This is a genomic window from Bradyrhizobium sp. CCBAU 51627, assembly GCF_028128765.1.
Lineage (GTDB): Bacteria > Pseudomonadota > Alphaproteobacteria > Rhizobiales > Xanthobacteraceae > Bradyrhizobium.
Map to the genome: position 1 here is coordinate 1,481,963 of NZ_LBJG01000024.1, position 22,822 is coordinate 1,504,784.

Sequence of the window (22,822 nt, forward strand, 5' to 3'; positions counted from 1 at the left end):
CGCATGCGATCGCTCGTCATCCTCGATCATATCCACAAGCAACACCGGCTCGGTGATCGAATCGTTCACGCATTGCTTGATGTAAGCCTGAAGATCAATCGTGGAGAGTTCGTCGCGATCATGGGCCCATCAGGATCGGGAAAATCGACGTTGCTTTCGATCCTCGGTTGCCTCGATCATCCATCGCGCGGGCGCTATCTTCTCGATGACGAAGATGTCTTCGTGCAGTCGAAGGGGCGCTTGAGCGAGCTGCGAAACCGGCGCATCGGGTTCATCTTTCAAAGCTTCAACTTGCTGCCGCGGCTGAGCGCGCTCGAGAACGTCGGCTTGCCGTTGTTCTACCGGCGCGAGCCGCTGCGGAATCCGACTGCACGGGCACGCGCTGCGCTCGAGCAGGTGGGGCTGGGTGACCGAATGCACCATGTGCCGGCCCAGCTTTCGGGGGGCGAGCAGCAGCGCGTTGCCGTCGCGCGGGCGATCGTCAACGGTCCGGACCTTCTCCTGGCCGACGAGCCGACCGGGGCGCTGGATACGATCACGCGCGATGCCATTCTCGCGCTTCTCGGTGAACTGCAGCGCGCAGGTCTCACGATTGTGCTCGTGACCCACGATTCCGAGGTCGCGGCGTGTGCACGGCGCACGATCAGGCTGCGGGACGGTGTGATTCTCGGCAATCAGGAACAAGACGTGATTGCACCTTGAGAGCTTTGACTGGCGTGAGGCTCCAATGCGAACGTTCAGTTACATCTATCTGGCGTCTCGGTCGGTGCGTGTGCACCTATTGCGCTCCATTCTCGCGGTGACCGGCATCGTCATTGGTATCGCTGCCGTCCTGATCGTGGTCGCGGTGGCGGAGGGCGCCCGGGCTGAGATTTCGCGGCAGATCAGCTCGCTTGGATCAAATCTGCTGCTCGTGCAGCCCGGCGCACAGCTCGCGGAGGGGGTCCGGCAGCAAGCGGGTACCATCCTTTCGCTCACGACGGGCGATGCAATCGCCGTCGCCCGCGAGGTCCCCGATGTTGTTATCGCTGCACCATTCGTCGGCGAGCAGAAGACGACGATATCCGGAGATCTGAACTGGTCGACGCTTGTTGCCGGCGTCACGCCGGCTTTTTTTGAAGCACGGGGGTGGAGGCTGGCAGAAGGTCAGCTGTTCAACGACGACCAGCTCGCGTCGGCCGCAAAAGTAGCCGTCATTGGCGGCACGGTCGCGCGTGAGCTGTTCCGAGGCAGAGACCCAATTGGTGGTTTCATTCGTATCGAACATTCGTCCTATCTCGTGATCGGAACGCTTGCCGAGAAGGGGCAGGATTTCACCGGCCGAGACCAGGATGACGTCATGTTCATTCCGCTGTCGTCGGCGAGAATCTTCACCGTTGGACGCAGTCAGGCCAATCCCGACGCTGTGCATTCGATATTGGTGAAAACCGAATCCGCCCTGTCGATGCCCGCCGCAGAAACCGCGATTGCGCGCGTCCTGAGACAACGTCACAAGATCGTCGGGCGCAAGGTCGACGATTTCCGGATCCAGAACCTTGTTCAGGTCGCCCAGACCCGTGACCGGGCTTATCGCCAGTTCACGTTACTGGTGTCCACGCTGGCAGGAATCTCGCTGCTGGTCGGCGGCATCGGGGTGATGAACATCATGCTCGTGTCGGTGACCGAACGGATCGGTGAAATTGGCATTCGACTGGCATTCGGTGCCCGACCGCAGGACATCCGTCGACAGTTCCTGCTGGAAGCGGTGCTCCTCTGCACGATCGGCGGTCTGTTAGGACTGATCGTTGGCTATGTGTGTGCGCGTGTGGTCCCTTCGGTGCTGGGGTGGCCCATCGAGTTCAACGGGGCGATGGCGTTGATCGCGATCGCCTGCTCCGGTCTTGCCGGGACCGTTTTCGGTCTGCTGCCCGCGGAGCGGGCCGCGCGTTTGGACCCGGCCGTCGTACTAAGATCTGCGTAGTCGCCCCGCGTGGTCTTTATCGCGCATCCTCCAAGATCATCGTTGCCCCTTTCTCTGCGATCATCGCCGTCGGCGTGTTGGTATTGCCCGAGGTGATGGTCGGCATGATCGAGGCATCGACGATGCGCAAGCCGCCGAGGCCGTAGAAGCGCAGCCGCTCGTCGACCACCGCCATCGGATCGTTCGCCGTTCCCATCTTCGCGGTGCCGACAGGATGGAAGATGGTGGTGCCGATGTCGCCAGCGGCTTTTGCAAGCGAGGCGTCGTCATCGCCGACGGAGGGGCCGGGCAGATATTCGGTCGGGCGATACTTTGCCAGCGCCTTTTGCCGCATCAGGCGGCGCGTGGTGCGGATGGCGTCGGCGGCGACCTGGCGGTCGTCGTCGGTCGAAAGGTAATTCGGCGCGATGATCGGCTTTTCGTCCGGTGTTGCCGAGCGCAGGCGCACGGTGCCGCGCGAGGTCGGCTGGAGATTGCAGGCGCTCACCGTGATCGCGGGGAAGCGGTGCAGCGGATCGCCGAACTTGTCGAGCGACAGCGGTTGCACGTGGAACTGGATGTTGGCGCGCGCACGCGTTGCGTCGGAGCGCGTGAAGATGCCGAGTTGCGACGGCGCCATGGTCAGCGGACCGCGGCGGCGGAAGGCATAGTCGAGGCCCATCAGGCCACGGCGGAAGAGGTTGTAATAGGTCTCGTTCAGCGTCCGCACGCCCGCGACCTTGTAGATCGCGCGCTGCTGGAGATGATCCTGCAGATTGCGCCCCACACCGGGTTTCTCCATCACGATGTCGATGCCAAGGGGCGACAGCCAGTCGGCGGGACCAATGCCGGAGCGATGCAGCACCTGCACGGAGCCGATCGCACCTGCCGAGAGGATCACCTCGCGCCTCGCGCGTGCCTCGATGATCTCGCCGTTCTGGATGAAGCGCACACCGACGGCGCGGCCCTGCTCGATGATAAGGCGGTCGACCAGCACATGCTTCTCGAGCCGCAGATTGGGGCGGTTCAGCACCGGTTTGAGGAATCCGCGGGCCGACGACCAGCGCCGGCCGCGCTTCTGGTTGACGTGGAAATAGCTCGTGCCTTCGTTGTCGCCGGTGTTGAAATCCGGAATGCGCTTGATGCCCATTTCCTCTGCGGCATCGCCAACGGCATCGAGAACGGCCCAGGACAGCCGTGGCGCCTCGATGCGCCAGCCGCCGCCGGCGCCGTGATGCTCGCTCGCGCCTAGGAAGTGATCCTCCAGCCGCTTGAACAGCGGCAGCACGTCATCATAGCCCCAGCCGGTCATGCCGAGCTGGCGCCAGTGGTCGTAGTCGGCGGCCTGCCCGCGCATCGAGATCATGGCATTGATCGCCGAGCAGCCCCCGATCACCTTGCCGCGGGGATAGGCGAGCGCGCGGCCGTTCAGTCCCGGCTCGGCTTCGGTCTTGAACATCCAGTCCGAGCGCGGATTGCCGATCGCGAAGAGATAGCCGACCGGAATGTGGAACCAGATCCAGTTGTCGTCCCCCCCGGCCTCCAGAATGAGGACGCGATTTTTGGGCTCGGCCGAGAGGCGGTTCGCAAGGATGCAGCCGGCCGTGCCGGCGCCCACGACAATATAATCAAACTCACCTTCGAGCCGTCTTGGCATTCTGCTTCCACCCCGGATGGTCCCTAAACGTTCCGCTCTAATAGGCAGACAGCCACCACCGGGACAAGCCCTGCCATGAGCAGGGGGCAGAACTACCCTCGATCTGCGGGAGTTAGGTGGACTGGCGCTTGCATGGTAGACAGTCCTGTATTTTCAACAAAGCTTGAGACTCCTCCATGCCGATCGTGAACCGCGTCGCCGACCTTCAACCCGACATCCAGGCCTGGCGGCGGGACATCCACCAGTATCCCGAGCTGCTCTACGACGTTCACCGCACCGCAGCATTCGTTGCCGATCGTCTGCGCGAGTTCGGCTGCGACGAGGTCGTCACCGGCATCGGCCAGACCGGTGTGGTTGGGGTGATCAAGGGCAGCAAGCCGCCCGGGGAGGGTCTCAAGGCGATCGGCTTGCGCGCCGATATGGATGCTCTCCCTGTCGAGGAGCAAACCAACCTGCCTTACGCATCCAAGACTCCGGGCAAGATGCACGCCTGCGGCCATGACGGCCACACCGCGATGCTGCTCGGGGCTGCGCGTTATCTCGCCGAAACCCGCAACTTCGCCGGCGATGCCATCGTGATCTTCCAACCGGCCGAGGAAGGCGGCGCCGGCGGCGCGGCGATGGTCAAGGACGGCATGATGGAGCGTTTCGGCATCGAGCAGGTCTACGGCATGCATAACGGCCCGGGCATTCCGATCGGCTCATTCGCGATCCGGCCCGGCCCGATCATGGCGTCGACCGACGAGGTCGACTTCATGATCGAGGGCCTTGGTGGCCACGCCGCGCGTCCCCACAAATCCATCGATTCCGTTCTCGTGGGCGCGCAGCTGATCACCGCCTTGCAGTCGATCGTCGCGCGCAGCGTCGATCCACTGGAATCGGCCGTGATCTCGATCTGCGAATTCCACGCCGGCAATGCCCGTAACGTCATTCCGCAAACCGCGACGCTGAGGGGCACGATCCGCACACTGACGCCCGACGTGCGCAAGCTGGTCGAGAAGCGCGTGCGCGAAGTCGTGGCGGGCGTCGCCCAGATCACCGGCGCAAAGATCGATCTGCACTACAAGCGCGGTTATCCCGTCGTGAACAACCACGCCGCGGAGACCGAAATCGCGACGCGCATTGCCAAGCAGGTGGCAGGCGAGGCCAATGTGCTCGAGATGCCGCCGCTGATGGGCGGCGAGGACTTTGCCTACATGCTGGAAGCGCGTCCCGGCGCCTTCATCTTCTGCGGCAACGGCGACAGCGCCGGCCTGCACCACCCTGCCTATAATTTCAACGACGAGGCGATCGTGTTCGGCACCTCCTACTGGGTCAAGCTCGTCGAGGAACAGCTCGCGGCGTCTTGATGCGCTGAGGCACGAATGAGAAGGGCCCGTGCACCGCGCGGGCCCTTTTGCTTCCTATGCCGTGTCTCGGCTCAGAACAGGTGCGAGAACAGATAATAGAGCACGCCCGAGATCAGCATTGCGGCCGGCAGGGTCAGCACCCAGGCCATGGCGATGTTGCGGATCGTGGCCCATTGCAGGCCCGAGCCGTTGGCGGCCATGGCGCCCGCGATGCCTGATGACAGCACGTGGGTGGTCGAGACCGGCAGGCCGTAGACGTCGGCGGCAGCGATGGTGGCAGCCGCGGTGATCTCGGCGCAGGCGCCCTGCGCATAGGTCAGGTGGGTCTTGCCGATCTTCTCGCCGACTGTGACGACGATGCGCTTCCAGCCGACCATGGTGCCGAGGCCAAGCGCAATGGCGACCGCGATCTTCACCCAGCCGGGGATGAACTTCGTGGCGCTGTCGAGCGAGCCCTTGTAGGCGGTGAGCACGGTGACCTCAGCGGCGCTGAGCTCGGCTTCCCTGTCCTTCATCAGGAAGCGAAGCGCTTCCGAGACGAGATACATGTCGTTGCGGGTGTTGCCGACGAGCTCGGCCGGCACCTTCGCAAGCGAGCCGTAGGTGGTCACCTGCTTCGCGATGTCGCGCACGAGCACGGCGAGCGACGGGAACGTGCCGCCGTTGACCTCGTGTTGCGCGACGTAGTTGGTCACGGCGGGGCGCGGATTGCCGATCACGCTGTAGCCGGCGGCCTTGGCTTCGATGATCTTGCTGGCGGCCTCCGAATTCTGGCTGAACGCGGCGATCTGGCTCTCCGGCAGCGCGCGGTTGAGCGCGTAGGCGGTCGGGACGGTGCCGATCAGGATCAGCATGATCAGGCCCATGCCCTTCTGGCCGTCATTGGAGCCGTGGAAGAAGCTCACCAGCGTGCAGGTGAGGATCAGGATGCCCCGGATCCACCACGGCGGCGGCTGGTCGCCCTTCGGCTCACCGAACAGGGCGGGAGTCGCGCGCAGCAGGACCGTGCGCAGGACCAGCAGCAGGCCGGCGGCGAGAGCGAAACCGAACAGCGGCGACAGCAGCAGCGCCTTGCCGATGTTGATGGCCTGGGTCCAATCGACGCCGGAGGTGCCGCTGCGGCCATGCAGGACCGCGTTTATAATGCCGACGCCCATGATCGAGCCGATCAGGGTGTGCGAGCTCGAGGCCGGCAGGCCGAAATACCAGGTGCCGACGTTCCAGATGATGGCGGCGATCAGCAGCGCGAACACCATCGCGAAACCGGCGCTGGAGCCGACCTGGAGGATCAGCTCGACCGGGAGCAGCGAGACGATGCCGAACGCGACCGCGCCCGAGGACAGCAGCACGCCGAACAGGTTGAACATGCCGGACCAGACCACGGCGACGTGGGCCGGCAGCGAGCGGGTATAGATCACGGTCGCAACCGCGTTGGCGGTGTCGTGGAAGCCGTTCACGAACTCGAAGCCGAGCGCGATCAGGAGCGCGATGAAGAGCAGGAGGAAGGGAGCGAACGTCTTGACCTGCGTGCCGGTGGCATCGACGTCGATCCAAATGCTGTAAGCGACGAAGAGCAATGCGGCCGCGATCACCCCCATGTAGATCACGCCGGTGAGCGGATGGAATCCGCGATTGAGGTCGGGCCCCTTGCTCAAGGCCGGCTCGATGGAGCCCGGCAATGCAACGTCACTCATTGGAAATTTCTCCTGTCCCAAGGCCCCGATTTTGCGCGCGGCATGTGACAGGCGGTTGAAATGACGGCGGATGAATGCAATGACGCGAGTCATCAACGGCGGACTGCCGCGGCGTGCCGCTTGCGTCAGGCGGCGCGCGAGGATTTCCGTTGTAGCGCGGCGGCGATCTTGAGGTCCGCGACAAAGCGCTGATATTCCAGCACCTTCGCCTCCGGATCGGGCAGCCGCAGCAGATAGGACGGATGCACCGTCACCAGAGCTTTGCGTCCATCGGGAAGGTCTATGAGCCGGCCGCGGTTCTTGCCGATGGGCGTGATCTTGCCGAACACGCTTTGCGCGGCGGTCGCGCCCATCGCCACGATGAGATCAGGCTGGACTGCCGAAACTTCCCGTTCATACCACTGCCGGCACGCCTTGATCTCCGGCGTTGCCGGCTTCTGGTGCAGGCGGATCTTTCCGCGCGGCACGAATTTGAAATGCTTCACCGCGTTGGTGACATAGACTTTCTTGCGGTCGACTCCAGCCTCCGCCAGTGCACGGTCGAGCATCTGGCCGGCTGGACCCACGAACGGATGGCCGGCGAGGTCTTCCTTGTCGCCGGGCTGCTCGCCCACCAGCATGATATTGGCAGATTTCGGGCCTTCGCCGAACACGGTCTGGGTCGCATCCTTGTAGAGATGGCAGGCGCGGCAATGCGCGGCCTCTTCACGAAGCGCTTCGAGAGTGTCGGCAGCAAGCTTGCGTTTCATCGAAGCCTCCGGCCGCTTCTGAGGCCTGTGCGGATCGGTTGCGGCGTTGGCGATCATAGCACCGGTCATGCGCTCGGCGTCCTCGATCAGGGGTTTAATGATCGAAGCCTCCGGCAGGTTCCTCCAGTATTTCTTCGGCATCTCCGCCTGCATCGCCTTCACCTTGAGCCGCGCCGGATTGAAGATGCTGGCGTAGTAGCGTCGCCAGGTTTCCTCCAGCCGGTCTTCGCCGGGTGCCTCGCTCTTGCTGACGCCTGGGGTGAACGAGAGCGCGTGGCCGTCCCAATGCGCGCAGAGGTCCGGCGTCAGGATCGACCAGGGCATATCGGCAAAGCGCCGCGCGAAAAACGGCGCGGCGAGTTCGACGATGTGATGCTCCGGCTCGAACCAGGCGACGTAATGCGCCTCGCGTTCCCGGCCGATCTCGCGGAAGCGCACGAAGGCTTGCATCTTGTGCTCGTCGCGATGAACCGCGCGTGCCATGGCCGTGGCCTTGACGACATCAGGGTCGGTCGCGACCTCCATGAGATCGTGATGGTCCCTCAGGCGCCAGAGCAGGCGATAGAGGATCGCAAAGCGCTCGCCGTCGCGATGCAGGATCGTGGCCTTGGCGAGCTCGACGAATTTTGCCGATACATTGAATGTGCTGTCGTTCACCTCGAGGATCGGAGACGGCGCGGGCGGCGCGAACAACTCGGCGTCGCCGCCCCGCACGGCCCAGGTGACATCGTCAGGCGCAACATGATGAAGCACAAGGCTGCGCGCGGCTTTGCGCCAGCCGTCGAAATCGGTTTCGCTGTCGAGGGTGATGTACTGCATCAGAATCCAAACCCCAGTTGCGTTGCCTTCGGCTTGAACCGTTCGATCAGCCGCGCCTCGTCGAGACGGTGCGGCGAGGGGCGGTGATCGCTGAGGACGATGAACGGGAGAGCCTTGTGCTTGGGCACGTGAAGCCGCGCGAGATCGGAGAGGCGGATCGTTGTGGTGCGCCGCGTCGCGATGATGCGTTCGACGGCCTTGGTGCCGAAGCCGGGCACGCGCAACAATTCCTCACGGCTGGCGCGATTGACGTCGAGCGGGAAGCGGTCGCGGTGACGGAGCGCCCAGGCGAGTTTTGGATCGATGTCGAGCGGCAGCATCGCGCTGTCGTCGACGATCTCGCCGACGTCGAAGCCGTAGAACCGCATCAGCCAGTCGGCCTGATAGAGCCGGTGCTCGCGCAGCAGTGGCGGCGCGCGTAGAGGCAGGGCTCGGCTTGCATCGGGGATCGGGCTGAACGCAGAGTAATAGACGCGCCACAGCCGGTAGGAACCGTAGAGATTGGCGCTGGTGTGGAGAATGGTGTGGTCGTTTGCGCTGTCGGCGCCGACGATCATCTGCGTGCTTTGCCCGGCCGGTGCGAAACGCTGCGGCTTCGCCTTTGTTTTCGCGCTTCGATCTTCTTCGGCCTCGTCCAGCTTCAGCCGCAGCCGGCCCATGGTGCGGCGGATCGCACGTACGTCCTTCTCCGGTGCGAATTGCTGCAGGCTCGCCGCTTCGGGCATCTCGATATTGATGGAGAGACGGTCGGCATATTTGCCGGCTTCCGTGATCAGCGCGTCGTCGGCCTCCGGAATGGTCTTGAGGTGGATGTAGCCGCGGAAGTGATGCTCCTCGCGCAGCTTTCGCGCGACGCTCACGACTTGCTCCATCGTGTAGTCGGGGTTGCGGATGATGCCGGAGGAGAGAAACAGCCCTTCGATGTAATTGCGCCGGTAGAAGTCGAGCGTCAGCTTGACGACTTCTTCGATGGTGAAGCGGGCGCGCGGCACGTTGGAGGAGGCGCGGTTGACGCAATACAGGCAATCGTAATTGCAGGCGTTGGTCAGCAGCACCTTGAGCAGCGAGATGCAGCGTCCGTCCGGCGCATAGGAATGACAGATGCCCATGCCAGGCGCGGTCGAGCCCATGCCCTTGCCGTCGCTGGAATCCCGCTTCTCGGTACCGCTGGAGGCGCAGGAGGCGTCGTACTTGGCGGCATCCGCGAGAATTTCCAGCTTGCGTTGTACGTCCATGTTGAATCTCTTTGATTCCGCTCATGAATCTTTGGCGTGCCAATTCGATTGACTCTTCGCGCGCCGTTAGCTTTATATTAGAACATATCATGAACAAATGAGCCAGCCGCTGGTTCTCTTTTTGAGAGCCTCCGGCAATCACCTCTGAAGGAGCGGCGAGCATGAGCGGCGCACGCATGAGCGCGCTTGCGACCTTGCGCAGCCAGATCGAACGGATCGAGACGGCAGAGGTCGTGCATCATCAGGACCGCGTCGCGCTCGGTCACGGCGAGGTCGATCGCGCCTTGAAAGGCGGCCTCGCGCGTGCGGCGATCCACGAGGTGTTTTGCGCTGGATCTCAGGGCGCGGTCGCGACCGGTTTTGTCACCGGGCTCGCGGGGCGCGTGTCGGTGCAACGGCCGCTGCTGTGGGTGCGACAGGATTTCTCGGAGATGGAGACGGGCGCGTTGTCGATGAGCGGGCTCGCCGAGCTCGGCCTCGATCCGCGCCGTGTGGTGATGGTGCGTGCCGCCGATGTCGAGAGCGCGCTACGCACCTCGGCCGATGCGCTCGCCTGCGATGCGCTCGGTGCCGTCGTGCTCGAGCTCTGGGGCGAGACAAGACAGTTCGATCTGGTGGCGAGCCGCAAGCTGACACTGGCTGCGCAATCGTCCGGCGTCACCGGCCTGCTGTTGCGGATGGCGGCGCAGCCGCTGCCGTCGACCGCGGAGACGCGATGGATGCTGCGCGCGGCGCATTCGCCCCCGGCGTCGATGTGGAGTGCCTGGGGCGCGCCGTGCTTCGATGCCGAGCTGTTGCGCAACCGTCATGGCCCGTGTGGCCGGTGGATCATGGAATGGAAATGTGATGAGTGCCAGTTCAGTGAGCCGTCGACGTATTCTCAGCCTGTGGCTGCCGCGCCTGACCATCGACCGGATCCAGCGGTTCTTCAACAGCGCCGGGCTGGGTAAGACCAATACGCCGAGTATTGTTGTCATCAAGGACAACAACGCGCTGGTGATCCATGCGCTGGGCGAGGTCGCCGAGCGGCTCGGCCTGTATATCGGCCAGCCGCTGGCCAATGCGCGGGCGATGTGTCCGGACTTGAAAGTGTTCGACGCCGATGTCGTGGCCGATGCAAAGACGCTCAGCGACATCGCCGATTGGTGCGACCGCTTCACGCCGCTGGTGGCGCTCGATGCCCCGCATGGGTTGTTTCTCGACATCACCGGCTGCGCGCATCTGTTCGGCGGCGAGGCGGCGCTGTTACAGACCCTCGTCCGCGCACTTGCCCGCCAGGGCTTTGCCGTCAGCGCGGCGATCGCCGGCACCTCGGTCTGTGCGCGCACGCTGACGCGGCAGGCCACGGGCAGTATCGTTGCCGATGGCGGGGAGGCGGCGGCGATCGATCGGTTTCCGGTGTCCGCGCTCGGTGCGGACGAGGCCATCACCACCGGCCTGCGCCGCGCCGGCCTGAAGACCATCGGCGATGTCGCCTCGCGCGCCCCAAGCGAAATCACCGCGCGGTTCGGCGCGCGGTTCTCGACCCTGCTCGCGCATGCGCTGGGGCAGGGCGACGCGCCGATCAATCCGCGCAAGCCGCTGCCCGATTACATCGTCGAAAGACGCTTTGCCGAGCCGATCGCGACCGACACCATGATCGCGATGACGCTATCGCGGCTGGCCGATACGCTTGTTACCTCCATGGAGAAGCAGGGCAAGGGCGCGCGCCGGCTGGAGGCCGCGTTCTTCCGCTCCGATGGCGTGGTGCGTGCGATCATGGTCGAGACCGGGCGTCCCGTAACGCGAAGTGCAGTGATCGACCGGCTGTTCCGCGAACGTCTCGATGCGCTCGCCGATCCCCTCGATCCCGGCTTCGGCTTCGACATGGTGCGGCTGTCGGCGAGCCGCACCGAGATCGTGGTGCAGGAGCAGCGCGATCTCGACGCGCACGTTCACGACAATGACGAACTCGCCGCGCTGATCGACCGCATCGCCGCGCGCATCGGCGGAAAACGCGTCGTCGTGCATCTCCCGCAGGATACACATATCCCCGAGCAGGCAGTGTTGGCCGCGCCGGCACAGCATCATCTTACTGCCGCCATGCAGGCCGAGTGGCCTGATCGTGCCGAGAGCGAGCCGCCGCTGCGCCCCTTGCGGCTGTTCGACAAGCCGGAGCCGGTCACCGTGCCGTTCGCGACCGTGCCCGACGGCCCGCCGCATCAATTCACCTGGCGGCGCGCGAAACATGCGGTGGTGCGGGTGGAAGGACCCGAGCGCATCGCCATGGAATGGTGGCGGCAGGACGGCAAGCAGCTGACGCGGGATTATTTCCGCATCGAGGATGCCGAGGGCCTGCGCTTCTGGATCTTTCGCGACGGTCTTTACGAGGGCGAGGTGTTCGACGCCGACGGCAAGCCCGCGGCCCCCAACTGGTATGTGCACGGTCTCTTCGCATGAAGTCATCAGCCTATGCCGAGATCGGCATCACCACCAATTTCTCCTTCCTGCGCGGCGGCTCGGATCCGCGCGCCTATGTGCATCAGGCCAGCAGGCTTGGCATTCCCGTGATCGGCATTGCCGATCACAACACGCTGGCCGGCGTGGTGCGCGCCTACAAGGAGCTCGACAATGACAAGGTGCTGCACAAGCCGAAACTGCTGATCGGCGCGCGCATCGTCTTCGTCGACGGCACGCCCGACATTTTCGTCTATCCGCGCGACCGTGCCGCCTATGGCCGGCTCTGCCAGCTTCTCACCCGGGGCAAGCGCGGCGACGGTATCACGCGGATCGAGAAGGGCGAATGCCGTCTCACCTTCGCCGATCTGCTCGAGTTCTCCGAGGGGCAACTTCTGATCCTGACGCTGCCGCATCGGTTCGAGTCAACGCAAGCGCTCGACATTCTCGCAAAGCTGAGAACGAGTCCCGCCGAGGGCGTGTGGCTGGCAGCGAGCCTGATCTATCGCGGCGACGATCGCCGTCGCCTGGCGCGGCTCGACGATCTCGCTGCCAAGGCAGAAGTGTCGCTGCTCGCGACCAACGAGGTGCTCTATCACGATCCCGGCCGCCGTCCGCTTCAGGACGTGCTCACCTGTATCCGGGAAAAGACCACGATCGAGGCGGTCGGACGGAAGCTGGAAACCAATGCCGAACGCTTCCTGAAGACGCCCCGTGAGATGGCACGACTGTTCCGCGATTTTCCCGAGGCGATCGCGGAGACCATGCGCTTTGCCGGTCGTATCGACTTCTCGCTCGATCAGCTCAAATACCAGTATCCTGACGAGCCGGTGCCGCCCGGCAAGACCGCGCAGGGACATCTGGAGGACCTGACCTGGGCGGGTGTCGACAAATATTTCGGCGGCAACATCGACGACAAGCTGCGTGCGACGATCAAGAAGGAGCTCGCGTTGATCGCCGAGCTGAAATACGCGCACTACTTCCTCACCGTGCACGACATCGTTCACTACGCGCGCAGCCAGAACATTTTGTGCCAGGGGCGGGGATCGGCGGCGAACTCCGCCGTCTGCTACGTGCTCGGCATCACCTCGGTCGATCCAACCAAGGTCGATCTGTTGTTCGAGCGCTTCATCTCCAAGGAGCGGCTGGAGCCGCCTGATATCGACGTCGATTTCGAGCATTCGCGGCGCGAGGAGGTGATGCAATATGTTTATCGCCGCTACGGCCGCCACCGTGCCGCGATCATCGCTACCATCATCCATTATCGCCCGCGCAGCGCCATCCGCGATGTCGGCAAGGCGCTGGGCCTGACCGAGGACGTTACCGCCGCGCTCGCCGACACCGTCTGGGGCAGCTGGGGCAAGGGCCTCAACGACATGCAGGTCCGGCAGGCCGGGCTCGATCCCAGAAACCCCATGATCAACCTTGCGGTCGAGCTTGCGACCGAGCTGATCGAATTCCCGCGCCATCTGTCCCAGCATGTCGGTGGCTATGTGCTGACGCAGGATCGGCTCGATACCTATGTGCCGATCGGCAATGCCGCGATGGACGACCGCACTTTCATCGAATGGGACAAGGACGACGTCGACGCGCTCAGCATGATGAAGGTCGACGTGCTTGCGCTGGGCATGCTGACCTGCATCAGGAAGTGTTTTGATCTGATCGATCAGCACAAGGGTGAGCGTTTTGTGCTGGCGAGCGTCCCACAGGATGATCCCAGGGTTTACGACATGCTGTGTGCCGGCGAGTCGCTCGGCGTCTTCCAGGTCGAAAGCCGCGCCCAGATGAACATGCTGCCGCGCCTGAAGCCGCGGACCTTCTACGATCTCGTCATCGAGGTGGCGATCGTGCGCCCGGGGCCGATCCAGGGCGACATGGTGCATCCTTACTTGCGGCGGCGGAACGGCCTGGAGAAGGTGAACTATCCGTCCCCGTCGCCGGATCACGGCGACAAGAATGAGCTTTACAATGTGCTGCACAAAACGTTGGGCGTGCCGCTGTTCCAGGAGCAGGCGATGCGCATTGCGATCGAGGCGGCGAAATTCACCTCCGAGGAAGCCAACGGCCTGCGCCGCTCGATGGCGACCTTTCGTAATGTCGGCACCATCGGCCAGTACGAGGAGAAGCTGATCGGCAACATGGTCGCGCGCGGCTATGATGCAAACTTCGCCAGAAGCTGCTTTGATCAGATCAAGGGTTTTGGCTCCTACGGCTTCCCGGAGAGCCATGCCGCGAGCTTTGCCCAACTCGTCTACATCTCGTCATGGCTGAAATACCATCATCCCGATGCCTTCTGCTGCGGCCTCCTGAACTCGCAGCCGATGGGTTTTTATGCCCCGGCACAGATCGTCGGTGATGCCCGCAAGAACGGCGTCGAGGTGCGCGAGATCGACGTGTCCTACAGCTTTGCGCAGAACACGCTGGAGAGCACTGAGGACAAATACTGCGCCGTGCGTCTCGGCTTCCGCCAGATCGACGGTTTTCACTGGCTCGACGCGGATGAGGAGAGACTGAAAGCCATCCAGCTGTCATTCCGGGGCGCGCGCAGCGCGAGCCCGGAATCCATCGGGCCGCATACGCCTGGCGGAATGGATTCCGGGGTCGATGCTGACGCGTCGCCCCGGAATGACAAGAAGGAAGACTGGGCCGACCGCATCATCGCCGCCCGCAATCGCAGGCCGTTCACCTCGCTCGAGGACTTTGCCCGTGATACCGGCCTGCCCAAGCGCGCGCTGATCCTGCTGGCGGATGCCGATGCATTTCGCTCGCTCGGGCTCGATCGCCGCGAGGCGCTGTGGCAGGTGCGGCGCCTGCCCGACGACGTGCCGTTGCCGCTGTTCGAAGCCGCGACTGCGCGCGAGCAGCCGGACGAGCAGGCCAAGCCATTGCCCGTGATGCCACGTCCCGAACAGGTCGTCGCCGACTACCAGACCATCCGGCTGTCACTGAAGGGTCATCCGATGGAATTCCTGCGCGAGATGTTTTCACGTGAGCGGATCGTCGCCTGCAAGGAGATCAGTCATGAGAACGAGCGGCGGCGCGTCCGCTGCGCCGGCGTGGTCTTGGTGCGGCAGCGGCCGGGCAGCGCCAGTGGCGTCGTGTTCATGACGCTGGAGGACGAAACCGGCATCGCCAATGTCGTGGTGTGGCCCAAGATCATGGAGCAGTACCGCAAGGAGGTGATGGGCGCGCGCCTCATCGAGGTGCAGGGCTATATCCAGAGCAGCCCCGAGAAGGTGACGCATCTGATCGCGCAGCGGATGGTCGACCGCTCGCACGATCTGGTCGGTCTCGCCAATGATGCGCTGAGCCGCAAGCATCCAGTGCCCGCAGGCGCCACCATGGTCGAACCGCTCAACGAGGACCCCCGCGCCCTCGCGGACATGCCGGCACAAAAAATCCGTCACCCCCGCAACATCCGCATCCTGCCGCCGTCGCGGGATTTTCATTGAGGGTAACCACGCACACGGGCCTCTCACCGTCACCCTGAGGCGCCGGAGCGTAGCGGAGGCCTCGAAGGGCGACGGCCCTGCTGCATCCGGGCCGTTCATCCTTCGAGGCTCGGTTTGCGATGCCTACGCATCGCAAACCTCGCACCTCAGGATAACGGAATTCCAGGAGCGCGCGCTTCTCTAGAAATTCACTCGGTTCGAGATCGCGCCATCCACGACCAGATTCGATCCCGTCGTGAACCCCGACACCGGGCTCGCAAGAAATACCGCGGCGTTCGCGATCTCTTGCGGAGTGGCCATACGTCCCGTCGGATTTCGCTTCATCGCGTCGTTGTAGCGCTCGGGCATGTTCTGCTCGATCATGTTCCAGATGCCGCCCTTGAAATAGACGGTGCCCGGCGACACGACATTCACGCGGATCTTCTTTTTGGCGTACTGCCGCGCCAGGCCCTTGGCCATGTGGATCAGCGCGGCCTTGATCGGTCCGTAGGAGCTGGCGAAATCGGCCTGCGCCGCTGCGATCGAGGAGATGATGATGAAGGCGGCGTCGCCGCTCTTTTCGCCGCTGGCCTCGAGAAACGGCCGCGCTGCGTCGAACGCATGCACCGCACCGAGCACGTCGAGCCGGAAATTCTGTTCCCATGATGCGGAATCATGGCCTTGCGCCATGGCGCCCGCATTGGCGAACAGCAGGTCGATGCCGCCGAGCTCCTTGGCTGCGCCCTCGATCCACGCCTTAAGCGCCGCACCGTCGGTGACGTCGACCGTGCCGCCGGTGGCGTTGATGCCGCTCGCCTTCAATTCAGCAACGGTGGCCGCAACCTGCTCCGCATTGCGCGCGCACACCGCGACATTGCTGCCTTCACCGGCCAGCGTCGCCGCAATCGCCCGCCCGATGCCGCGCGTGCCGCCGAGCACGACGGCGCTTTTCCCTTTGAGACCGAGATCCATTGTTTGGTTTTCCGTGTTGTTGGTTGTGCGCTTTTCGAAGTCGTCCTGGCGAAAGCCAGGACCCATTACCACAAATCGATGTAGTTGTGCGATCTCGCGGCCAAAGCGTATTTCAACAACATGCGATCGGGATAATGGATCCTGGCTTTCGCCAGGACGACATCGAACGTGTAATTGATAGTGAAGCTCACTCCGGCGCGGCCCCAACCGGCGGGCCGCCGGGCGGGCGGTGCAGGAAGGTCAGCGACGCATAGGCGCCGACCCAGGATCCGGCCGCCGCGAAAGCGACATAGACGGCGTTTTCCGTGTAGCTGATCACGGCGTAGGAGGAGAGCAGATACCAGATCGCGCTCCAGCTCGCCGCCGGCACGCGCTTACGTGCAACGACGGCCGAGGTGAACATCACATAGACTGCGTCGGTGGCCGCCGTCGCGACGAACACGGCGCCTGCCGTAAGGGGATCGATGGTGGCCATTGCAATCCTTTCCGTGCCCGTGGGATGGTCGCAAAGAACTACAGCATGATCCGGAAAGGTGCGCAGCGGTTTTCCGAAAGGATCATGCTAGAATGGCAAGGGAGAGAGGCTGCGATGCAACGCCCCACTGGTATCCTCCGTGACATCTGGATCTCCGCTGGCGGCGATGTGGCCGCGCTCGAACGCGTGCGCTTGACCGGAGAAGAGCCGCAGATCCCATCCTCGTTTCGCGTCGCGGTCGCCGGGCAGACGACCATCGCCGCCGCCGGTCTTGCCGCTGCCGAAATCTGGAGACTGCGCAGCGGCGAGACGCAGGACGTCGCCGTCGACATGCGCCACGCCGTCGTCGAATGCCGTTCCGAGCGCTATCTGCGGCTCGACGACAAGCCGCCGCCGCCGGCCTGGGACGCCATCGCCGGTGTCTACGAGACCGGCGACAACCGTTTCGTTCGCTGCCACACCAATTTCCCGCACCACCGCGCTGCCGTCTGCAAGGTGCTTGGTTGCGCGCCCGAGCGCGACAAGGTGCAGGCCGCGCTCATGCAATGGAAGGGCGAGGATTTTGAAACTGCGGCCTATGCCGCCGGCGGAGTCGTTGCGCTGATGCGATCCTACGACGAATGGTCCGCGCTGCCGCAGGCCCGCGCGCTCGCGCAATTGCCGCTGATCTCGATCGAGAAGATCGGCGATGCCTCGCCAAAGCCCTGGCCGAAAGGCGATCGGCCGCTCGCGGGCCTTCGGGTGCTCGATCTCTCCCGCGTCATCGCAGGTCCTGTCGCGGGTCGCACGCTCGCCGCGCATGGCGCGGACGTGCTGCTCGTTTCGGGGCCGGATCTCCCGGCGATTCCCTGGCTCACCATCGACACCGGTCGCGGCAAGCTCACCACCTTCATTGAGCTCAAGAGTGCAGCGGGCAAGGCGCAAATGCGCGAGTTGTTGAAAGACGCCGACATCTTTTCGCAAGGCTATCGACCGCATGCGCTCGCTAGCCTTGGCTTCTCGCCGGAGCAGGCCGCGGAGATCAATCCCGGCATCGTGTACGTCACGTTGTCGGCCTATGGTCATGCCGGCCCTTGGGCCGAGCGGCGCGGATTCGATTCGCTGGTGCAGACCTCGACCGGCTTCAACGATGCGGAAGGGAAGGCCGCCGGCGCCGGTGGTCCCAAGGAATTGCCGGCGCAGATGCTCGACCACGCCACCGGCTATCTGATGGCATTCGGCGCGATGATGGCCAAGGCGCGCCAGGCGCGCGAAGGCGGCAGCTGGCATGTGCGCGTGTCGCTGGCCCAGACCGGGCGCTGGCTCTGGAATCTCGGCCGGCTCGAAAGCGGTCTCAAGACCCCGGATCTTACGGGCGAGGCCGTACATGCAGCGTTCATGGAAACGGTGTCATCTGGCTTCGGCACGCTGAAGGCGGTGCGCCATTCGGCGGTGTTGTCGAGGACGCCGGCGCAATGGAGCCGTCCCGCGATGCCGCTCGGCAGCCATCCGCCGCAATGGCCGCAATGAAGCTGACGTGAAGCTGACGTGTCGCAAAATTTTAACGCAAACCGAAGGACGCCCTGCGTTTTTTAGGTTGTCTGAAATCTCAATTCGGCACTATTAGCGCGACCGATGAGGCAGTCGTCTGCCGAGATCGTCGCAGACATGACCGGGCCCCATGGTAGAAAAAAATACCAAACGATTGCAGGTGCTTACAAAACGGCGGGTGATCACATCCGTAGTTTTACTGGCGCTTGCCGGGGCGGGCGCCTATGGCGTCCTGTTTGCCGGCGCGAAGGACAAGAAGCATTCCGAGGTTTCCAGCCAGTCGCGCAAGAACGCCCAGAATTTCACGCCGACGCCGTCCGAATGGGCGACGCTGACGATCGAGCCGGTTAGTGCCAAGACCTTCCGTGCCGAATACGTCACCGAAGGCAAGGTCGCGGTCGACGAGGATCACTCGACGCCGGTGTTCTCGCCCTATGCGGGCCGGGTGACCAAGCTGCTCGCCAAACCCGGCGAGAGCGTGACCCAAGGTCAACCGCTGTTCACAATCGAAGCCGCCGACACCGTGCAGGCCCAGAACGATTTCATCGCGGCGATGACCTCGCAGAACAAGGCAAAGTCGGCGCTCGAGCTTGCCGACATCCAGTACCGGCGCGCCAAGGATCTGTACGAAGGGCGCGCCATTCCGCTCAAGGATTTCCAGCAGGCGGAAGCGACCCAGGTGCAGGCGCAGAACGACATGCGCTCTGCGGTGACGGCGCTGGAGGCCGCGAACAACAAGCTGCGCATCCTCGGTTTCACCGACGAGAAGATCAAGACGTTCCAGAACAAGGGCACCATCAACCCTGAAATCACGATCTATGCGCCGCTCTCGGGTACGGTCGTGCAGCGTAAGATCGGTCCCGGGCAATATGTCAGCGCCGGCGCCAGCGATCCGGTCTTTGTGATCGGCGATCTCTCCACGGTCTGGCTCACCGCCTTCGTGCGCGAGAGCGATGCTGCCGAGGTCAGCGTCGGGCAGGACATCTCCGTCAACGTGATGGCGCTGCCGGGTCGCCCGCTGACCGCCAAGATCAATTACGTCGCCGCCGCGATCGATCCCAGCACGCGCCGCCTGCTGGTCCGCGCCACCATCGACAACAAGGACGGCCTGCTCAAGCCGGAAATGTTCGCCAATGTCACGATCTATTCGGCCGGCGACCGCGGGGCGCCTGCGGTGCCGAAGCAGGCGCTGATCTACGAAGGCAGCCAGGTCCGCATCTGGGTCGCGCATGAGGACAAGTCGGTCGAGCTGCGCCAGATCAAGATCGGCCTCATCAACGGCAACCTCGTCGAGGTGACCAGCAACCTGAAGCCCGACGAACGGATCGTCGTCAAAGGCAGTTTGTTCATCGACCGCGCGGCGTCCGGTAGCTGATCGACGAGCCCCAAAGAAACTGCGAAAAACCTGAATGGACCGTCTCGTCGCCCTTGCCGTCAACCGGCGCTTCCTGATGGTCGGCATGTTTGTCGCCGTGTTCATCGGGGGCCTGATTGCGTTCAACCAGCTCAACATCGAGGCTTATCCCGATCCGACCCCGCCGATGGTCGACATCGTCACGCAGAGCCCGGGCCTGTCGGCGGAAGAGATCGAGCGCTACATCACGATCCCGATCGAGACCCAGGTCGCGGGCCTGAAGAACCTCACGACCATCCGCACCATCTCGCTCTACGGCCTCTCCGACATCAAATTGCAGTTCTCCTTCGCCTATACCTATGAAGAGGCGTTGCAGCAGGTCTTGAACCGTCTGGCACAACTCGCGCCGCTGCCGGGCAACGTGCAGCCGCAGATCTCACCCCTGAGCCCCATCGGCGAAATCTTCCGCTATCGCCTGGTCGGCCCGCCGAACTACAGCGTGCTCGACCTCAAGACCATCCAGGACTGGATCCTCCAGCGCCGCTTCCGCGCCGTGCCCGGCGTGATCGACGTCACCGGATGGGGCGGCAAGAGCAAGACCTATGAGCTTCAGGTCGACAACAACAAGCTGGTCGCCAACGGCCTCACGCTGCCGCAGCTGCTCCAGGCGGTCAGCAATTCCAACGTCAATGTCGGCGGCAACACTGTCAATATCGGCCAGCAATCGGCCGTGGTCCGCGGCGTCGGCCTGATCAAGTCGATCGACGACCTCGCCAACACCATGGTGGCGCAGACCAACGGCAATCCGGTTCTGGTGAAGGACGTCGCCACAGTCACCGTCGGCCAGAAACCGCGTCTCGGCATCGCCGGCCTCGACGATGCCGACGACATCGTGCAGGGCATCGTGCTGATGCGTCGCGGCGAGCAGAGCACGCCGACCATCAATCGTGTCGAGCAGCTCGTCGCCCAGATCAATAATTCCACCATCCTGCCGCCGGGCGTGCGCATCGAGCGCATCTACGACCGCAAGGACCTGATCGACCTCACCACCCACACCGTGCTGCACAACATGGTGGTCGGTATCCTCTTGATCGTGCTGTTGCAGTGGATCTTCCTCGGCGATCTGCGCAGCGCGCTGATTGTCGGCGCCACCATTCCGTTCGCGCTGTTCTTCGCGGTGATCATCCTGGTGCTGCGCGGCGAATCGGCCAACCTGCTCTCGGTCGGCGCCATCGATTTCGGGCTGATCGTGGACGCCACCGTCATCATGGTGGAGGCGATCTTCCGCCGCCTGACGCAGACCACGCCGACGATCGAGTCCGAGCAGATGTCGCCCGAGACGCTGTTCGGCATGAAGAGCCACGCCATCCTCAGCGCCGCGGCCGACGTCTCGCGCTCGATCTTCTTTGCCGCAGCAATCATCATCGCAGCCTTCCTGCCGCTATTCACGCTGTCAGGCGTCGAGGGCAACATCTTCGGCCCGATGGCGCGCACCTATGCCTATGCGCTCGCCGGCGGTCTGCTGGCGACCTTCACCATCACGCCGGCGCTGTCCGCGATCATCCTGCCCGCGCATGTCGAGGAGACCGAGACCCGGGTGATGCTGATCCTGCACCGGCTCTATATGCCGGTGCTGAACTGGGCCACCGCCAACCGCACCATCGTGCTCGGCGGCGCGGTCGGCCTCGTGGTGATGACGATCGTGTTCGGCCGGCTGCTCGGCCTCGAATTCCTGCCCAAGCTTGAGGAGGGCAATCTCTGGATTCGCGCCACGCTGCCACCCACCATCTCGCTCCAGGAAGGCAACACCTACGTCAACGAGATGCGCAAGCTGATCCGCGCGCGTCCCGAGGTCGAGTCCGTGGTGTCCCAGCACGGCCGCCCCGATGACGGCACCGACGCTGCCGGCTTCTTCAATGCCGAGTTCTTCGCGCCGCTGAAGCCCGCAAGCGAGTGGCCGGGCACGCATGACAAGGAGGAGCTGACGGCGCAGCTGCTCAAGCAGCTCGACGACCACTTCCCCGGGGTCGAATTCAACTTCTCGCAATATCTCCAGGACAACGTTTCCGAAGCCGTCTCCGGCGTCAAAGGCGAGAACTCGATCAAGCTGTTCGGCAATGACCTTCAGGCGCTGACCGACACCGCCAACAAGATCAAGCAGGTGCTGTCGACCGTGCAGGGCATCACTGATCTCGCGGTCTTCACCTCGCTCGGGCAGCCGACGGTGCAGATCGACATCGACCGCGCCAAGGCTGCGCGCTACGGCCTCGCGCCCGGGGATATCAATGCCACGATCAAAGTCGCGATCGGCGGCGACACCGCGGGCGATCTCTATGAGCCGGGAAGCGATCGCCACTTCCCGATCATCGTTCGCCTCGCGCCGGAATATCGCCGCAGCGCCGAGGCGATCCAGAACATCCGGATCGGCGCGCCCGGACCGAACGGCTCGATCACCCAGATCCCCTTGAGCGAAGTTGCGACGATCAGCCTCGTCTCCGGCGCGGCCTATATCTATCGCGAGCAGCAGGAGCGCTATCTGCCGATCAAATTCTCGGTGCGCGAGCGCGACCTCGGCAGCGCCATCCGCGAGGCGCAGCAGAAGATCGACGAGCAGGTCCAGCTGCCGCCCGGCTCGCACATGGAATGGGTCGGTGAGTTCGGCAATCTCCAGGATGCGATCCGGCGGTTGTCGATCGTGGTGCCGATCTCGCTGGCGCTGATCGCCATCCTGCTCTGGTTCAATTTCGGCTCGATGACCGACACGCTGCTCGCCATGAGCGTGATCCCGATGGCGATCTTCGGTGGCGTGCTTGGCCTCCTGATCTCCGGCACAGCCTTCAGCGTCTCCGCGGCAATTGGCTTCATTGCGCTGTTTGGCATTGCCGTGATGGACGGCATCATCATCCTTTCGCAGTTCAACCAGCTGATCGAAGAGGGCATGGATCGCATGAGTGCGGTGATCCGCACCGGCGAGTTGCAGCTCCGGCCCGTGCTGATGACCTGCGTGGTCGCAGGCGTAGGTCTGCTGCCGGCCGCGTTGTCGGAGGGCATCGGCTCGCAGGTGCAGAAGCCGCTCGCGGTCGTCGTCGTCACCGGCATGATGCTGGCGCCGGTCGTGATCCTGGTGACGCTGCCGGTGCTGATCTCCTTCTTCTCCCGCCGTGCGCGCTGATGCGCGCCAT

The 22,822-nt window shown here is 63.8% G+C and carries 15 protein-coding genes; 9 read left to right on the top strand and 6 right to left on the bottom strand.

The window, feature by feature from the left end:
• Positions 1–3: 3 nt before the first annotated feature.
• Both XH88_RS21755 and XH88_RS21760 read left to right on the top strand, forming a co-directional pair.
• A complete protein-coding gene (locus XH88_RS21755; RefSeq protein ID WP_271670284.1) occupies positions 4–702 on the top strand; it encodes an ABC transporter ATP-binding protein in 699 nt (232 codons plus the stop codon).
• Positions 703–727: 25 nt separating this feature from the next.
• Positions 728–1,960, top strand: a complete 1,233-nt coding sequence (locus XH88_RS21760; RefSeq protein WP_271670285.1) for an ABC transporter permease — start codon at positions 728–730, stop codon at positions 1,958–1,960.
• A gap of 16 nt (positions 1,961–1,976) precedes the next feature.
• Here the strand turns inward: XH88_RS21760 and XH88_RS21765 are convergent, their stop codons facing one another.
• Entirely contained in the window at positions 1,977–3,596 is a 1,620-nt protein-coding gene (locus XH88_RS21765; RefSeq protein ID WP_271670286.1) for a GMC family oxidoreductase, read from the bottom strand.
• 176 nt (positions 3,597–3,772) lie between these two features.
• Between XH88_RS21765 and XH88_RS21770 the strand changes: the two genes are divergently transcribed.
• Positions 3,773–4,945 (top strand): M20 aminoacylase family protein, encoded by a 1,173-nt coding sequence (locus XH88_RS21770; protein WP_271670287.1) that lies wholly within the window; start codon positions 3,773–3,775, stop codon positions 4,943–4,945.
• 71 nt (positions 4,946–5,016) lie between these two features.
• On the opposite strand, the gene XH88_RS21775 is transcribed toward XH88_RS21770, so the two are convergent.
• From XH88_RS21775 to XH88_RS21785, 3 genes are all read right to left on the bottom strand, one after another.
• Positions 5,017–6,639, bottom strand: coding sequence for an inorganic phosphate transporter (locus XH88_RS21775; protein ID WP_271670288.1), 1,623 nt, complete (start codon positions 6,637–6,639; stop codon positions 5,017–5,019).
• 125 nt (positions 6,640–6,764) lie between these two features.
• Positions 6,765–8,207 carry a UdgX family uracil-DNA binding protein gene (locus tag XH88_RS21780; protein WP_271670289.1) on the bottom strand — a complete coding sequence of 481 codons (1,443 nt, stop codon included), beginning with the start codon at positions 8,205–8,207 and terminating at the stop codon, positions 6,765–6,767.
• A complete protein-coding gene (locus tag XH88_RS21785; protein WP_271670290.1) occupies positions 8,207–9,442 on the bottom strand; it encodes a putative DNA modification/repair radical SAM protein in 1,236 nt (411 codons plus the stop codon). The genes XH88_RS21780 and XH88_RS21785 overlap by 1 nt, the downstream gene beginning before the upstream one ends.
• 161 nt (positions 9,443–9,603) lie before the next feature.
• Between XH88_RS21785 and XH88_RS21790 the strand changes: the two genes are divergently transcribed.
• Genes XH88_RS21790 through XH88_RS21800 form a run of 3 tightly spaced genes read left to right on the top strand, consistent with a single transcriptional unit; the run spans position 9,604 to position 15,330 of the window.
• Positions 9,604–10,392: an ImuA family protein gene (locus XH88_RS21790; RefSeq protein WP_271670291.1), complete on the top strand. Its 789-nt coding sequence runs from the start codon at positions 9,604–9,606 to the stop codon at positions 10,390–10,392.
• Entirely contained in the window at positions 10,289–11,881 is a 1,593-nt protein-coding gene (locus XH88_RS21795; protein WP_271670292.1) for a Y-family DNA polymerase, read from the top strand. Before XH88_RS21790 ends, XH88_RS21795 begins: the two co-directional genes overlap by 104 nt.
• On the top strand, positions 11,878–15,330 hold the full coding sequence (locus tag XH88_RS21800; protein WP_271670293.1) for an error-prone DNA polymerase: 3,453 nt from the start codon (positions 11,878–11,880) through the stop codon (positions 15,328–15,330). The genes XH88_RS21795 and XH88_RS21800 overlap by 4 nt, the downstream gene beginning before the upstream one ends.
• 180 nt (positions 15,331–15,510) lie before the next feature.
• On the opposite strand, the gene XH88_RS21805 is transcribed toward XH88_RS21800, so the two are convergent.
• Positions 15,511–16,281, bottom strand: a complete 771-nt coding sequence (locus XH88_RS21805) for an SDR family NAD(P)-dependent oxidoreductase (protein ID WP_271670294.1) — start codon at positions 16,279–16,281, stop codon at positions 15,511–15,513.
• A 187-nt stretch (positions 16,282–16,468) separates the two neighbouring features.
• Complete coding sequence (locus tag XH88_RS21810; RefSeq protein WP_271670295.1) at positions 16,469–16,756, bottom strand: hypothetical protein; 288 nt, start codon at positions 16,754–16,756, stop codon at positions 16,469–16,471.
• Positions 16,757–16,870: 114 nt separating this feature from the next.
• Between XH88_RS21810 and XH88_RS21815 the strand changes: the two genes are divergently transcribed.
• From XH88_RS21815 to XH88_RS21825, 3 genes are all read left to right on the top strand, one after another.
• A complete protein-coding gene (locus XH88_RS21815; RefSeq protein WP_271670296.1) occupies positions 16,871–18,265 on the top strand; it encodes a CoA transferase in 1,395 nt (464 codons plus the stop codon).
• A 151-nt stretch (positions 18,266–18,416) separates the two neighbouring features.
• Positions 18,417–19,661, top strand: a complete 1,245-nt coding sequence (locus XH88_RS21820) for an efflux RND transporter periplasmic adaptor subunit (RefSeq protein WP_271670297.1) — start codon at positions 18,417–18,419, stop codon at positions 19,659–19,661.
• Positions 19,662–19,695: 34 nt separating this feature from the next.
• A complete protein-coding gene (locus XH88_RS21825; protein ID WP_271670298.1) occupies positions 19,696–22,812 on the top strand; it encodes an efflux RND transporter permease subunit in 3,117 nt (1,038 codons plus the stop codon).
• Positions 22,813–22,822: the final 10 nt, after the last annotated feature.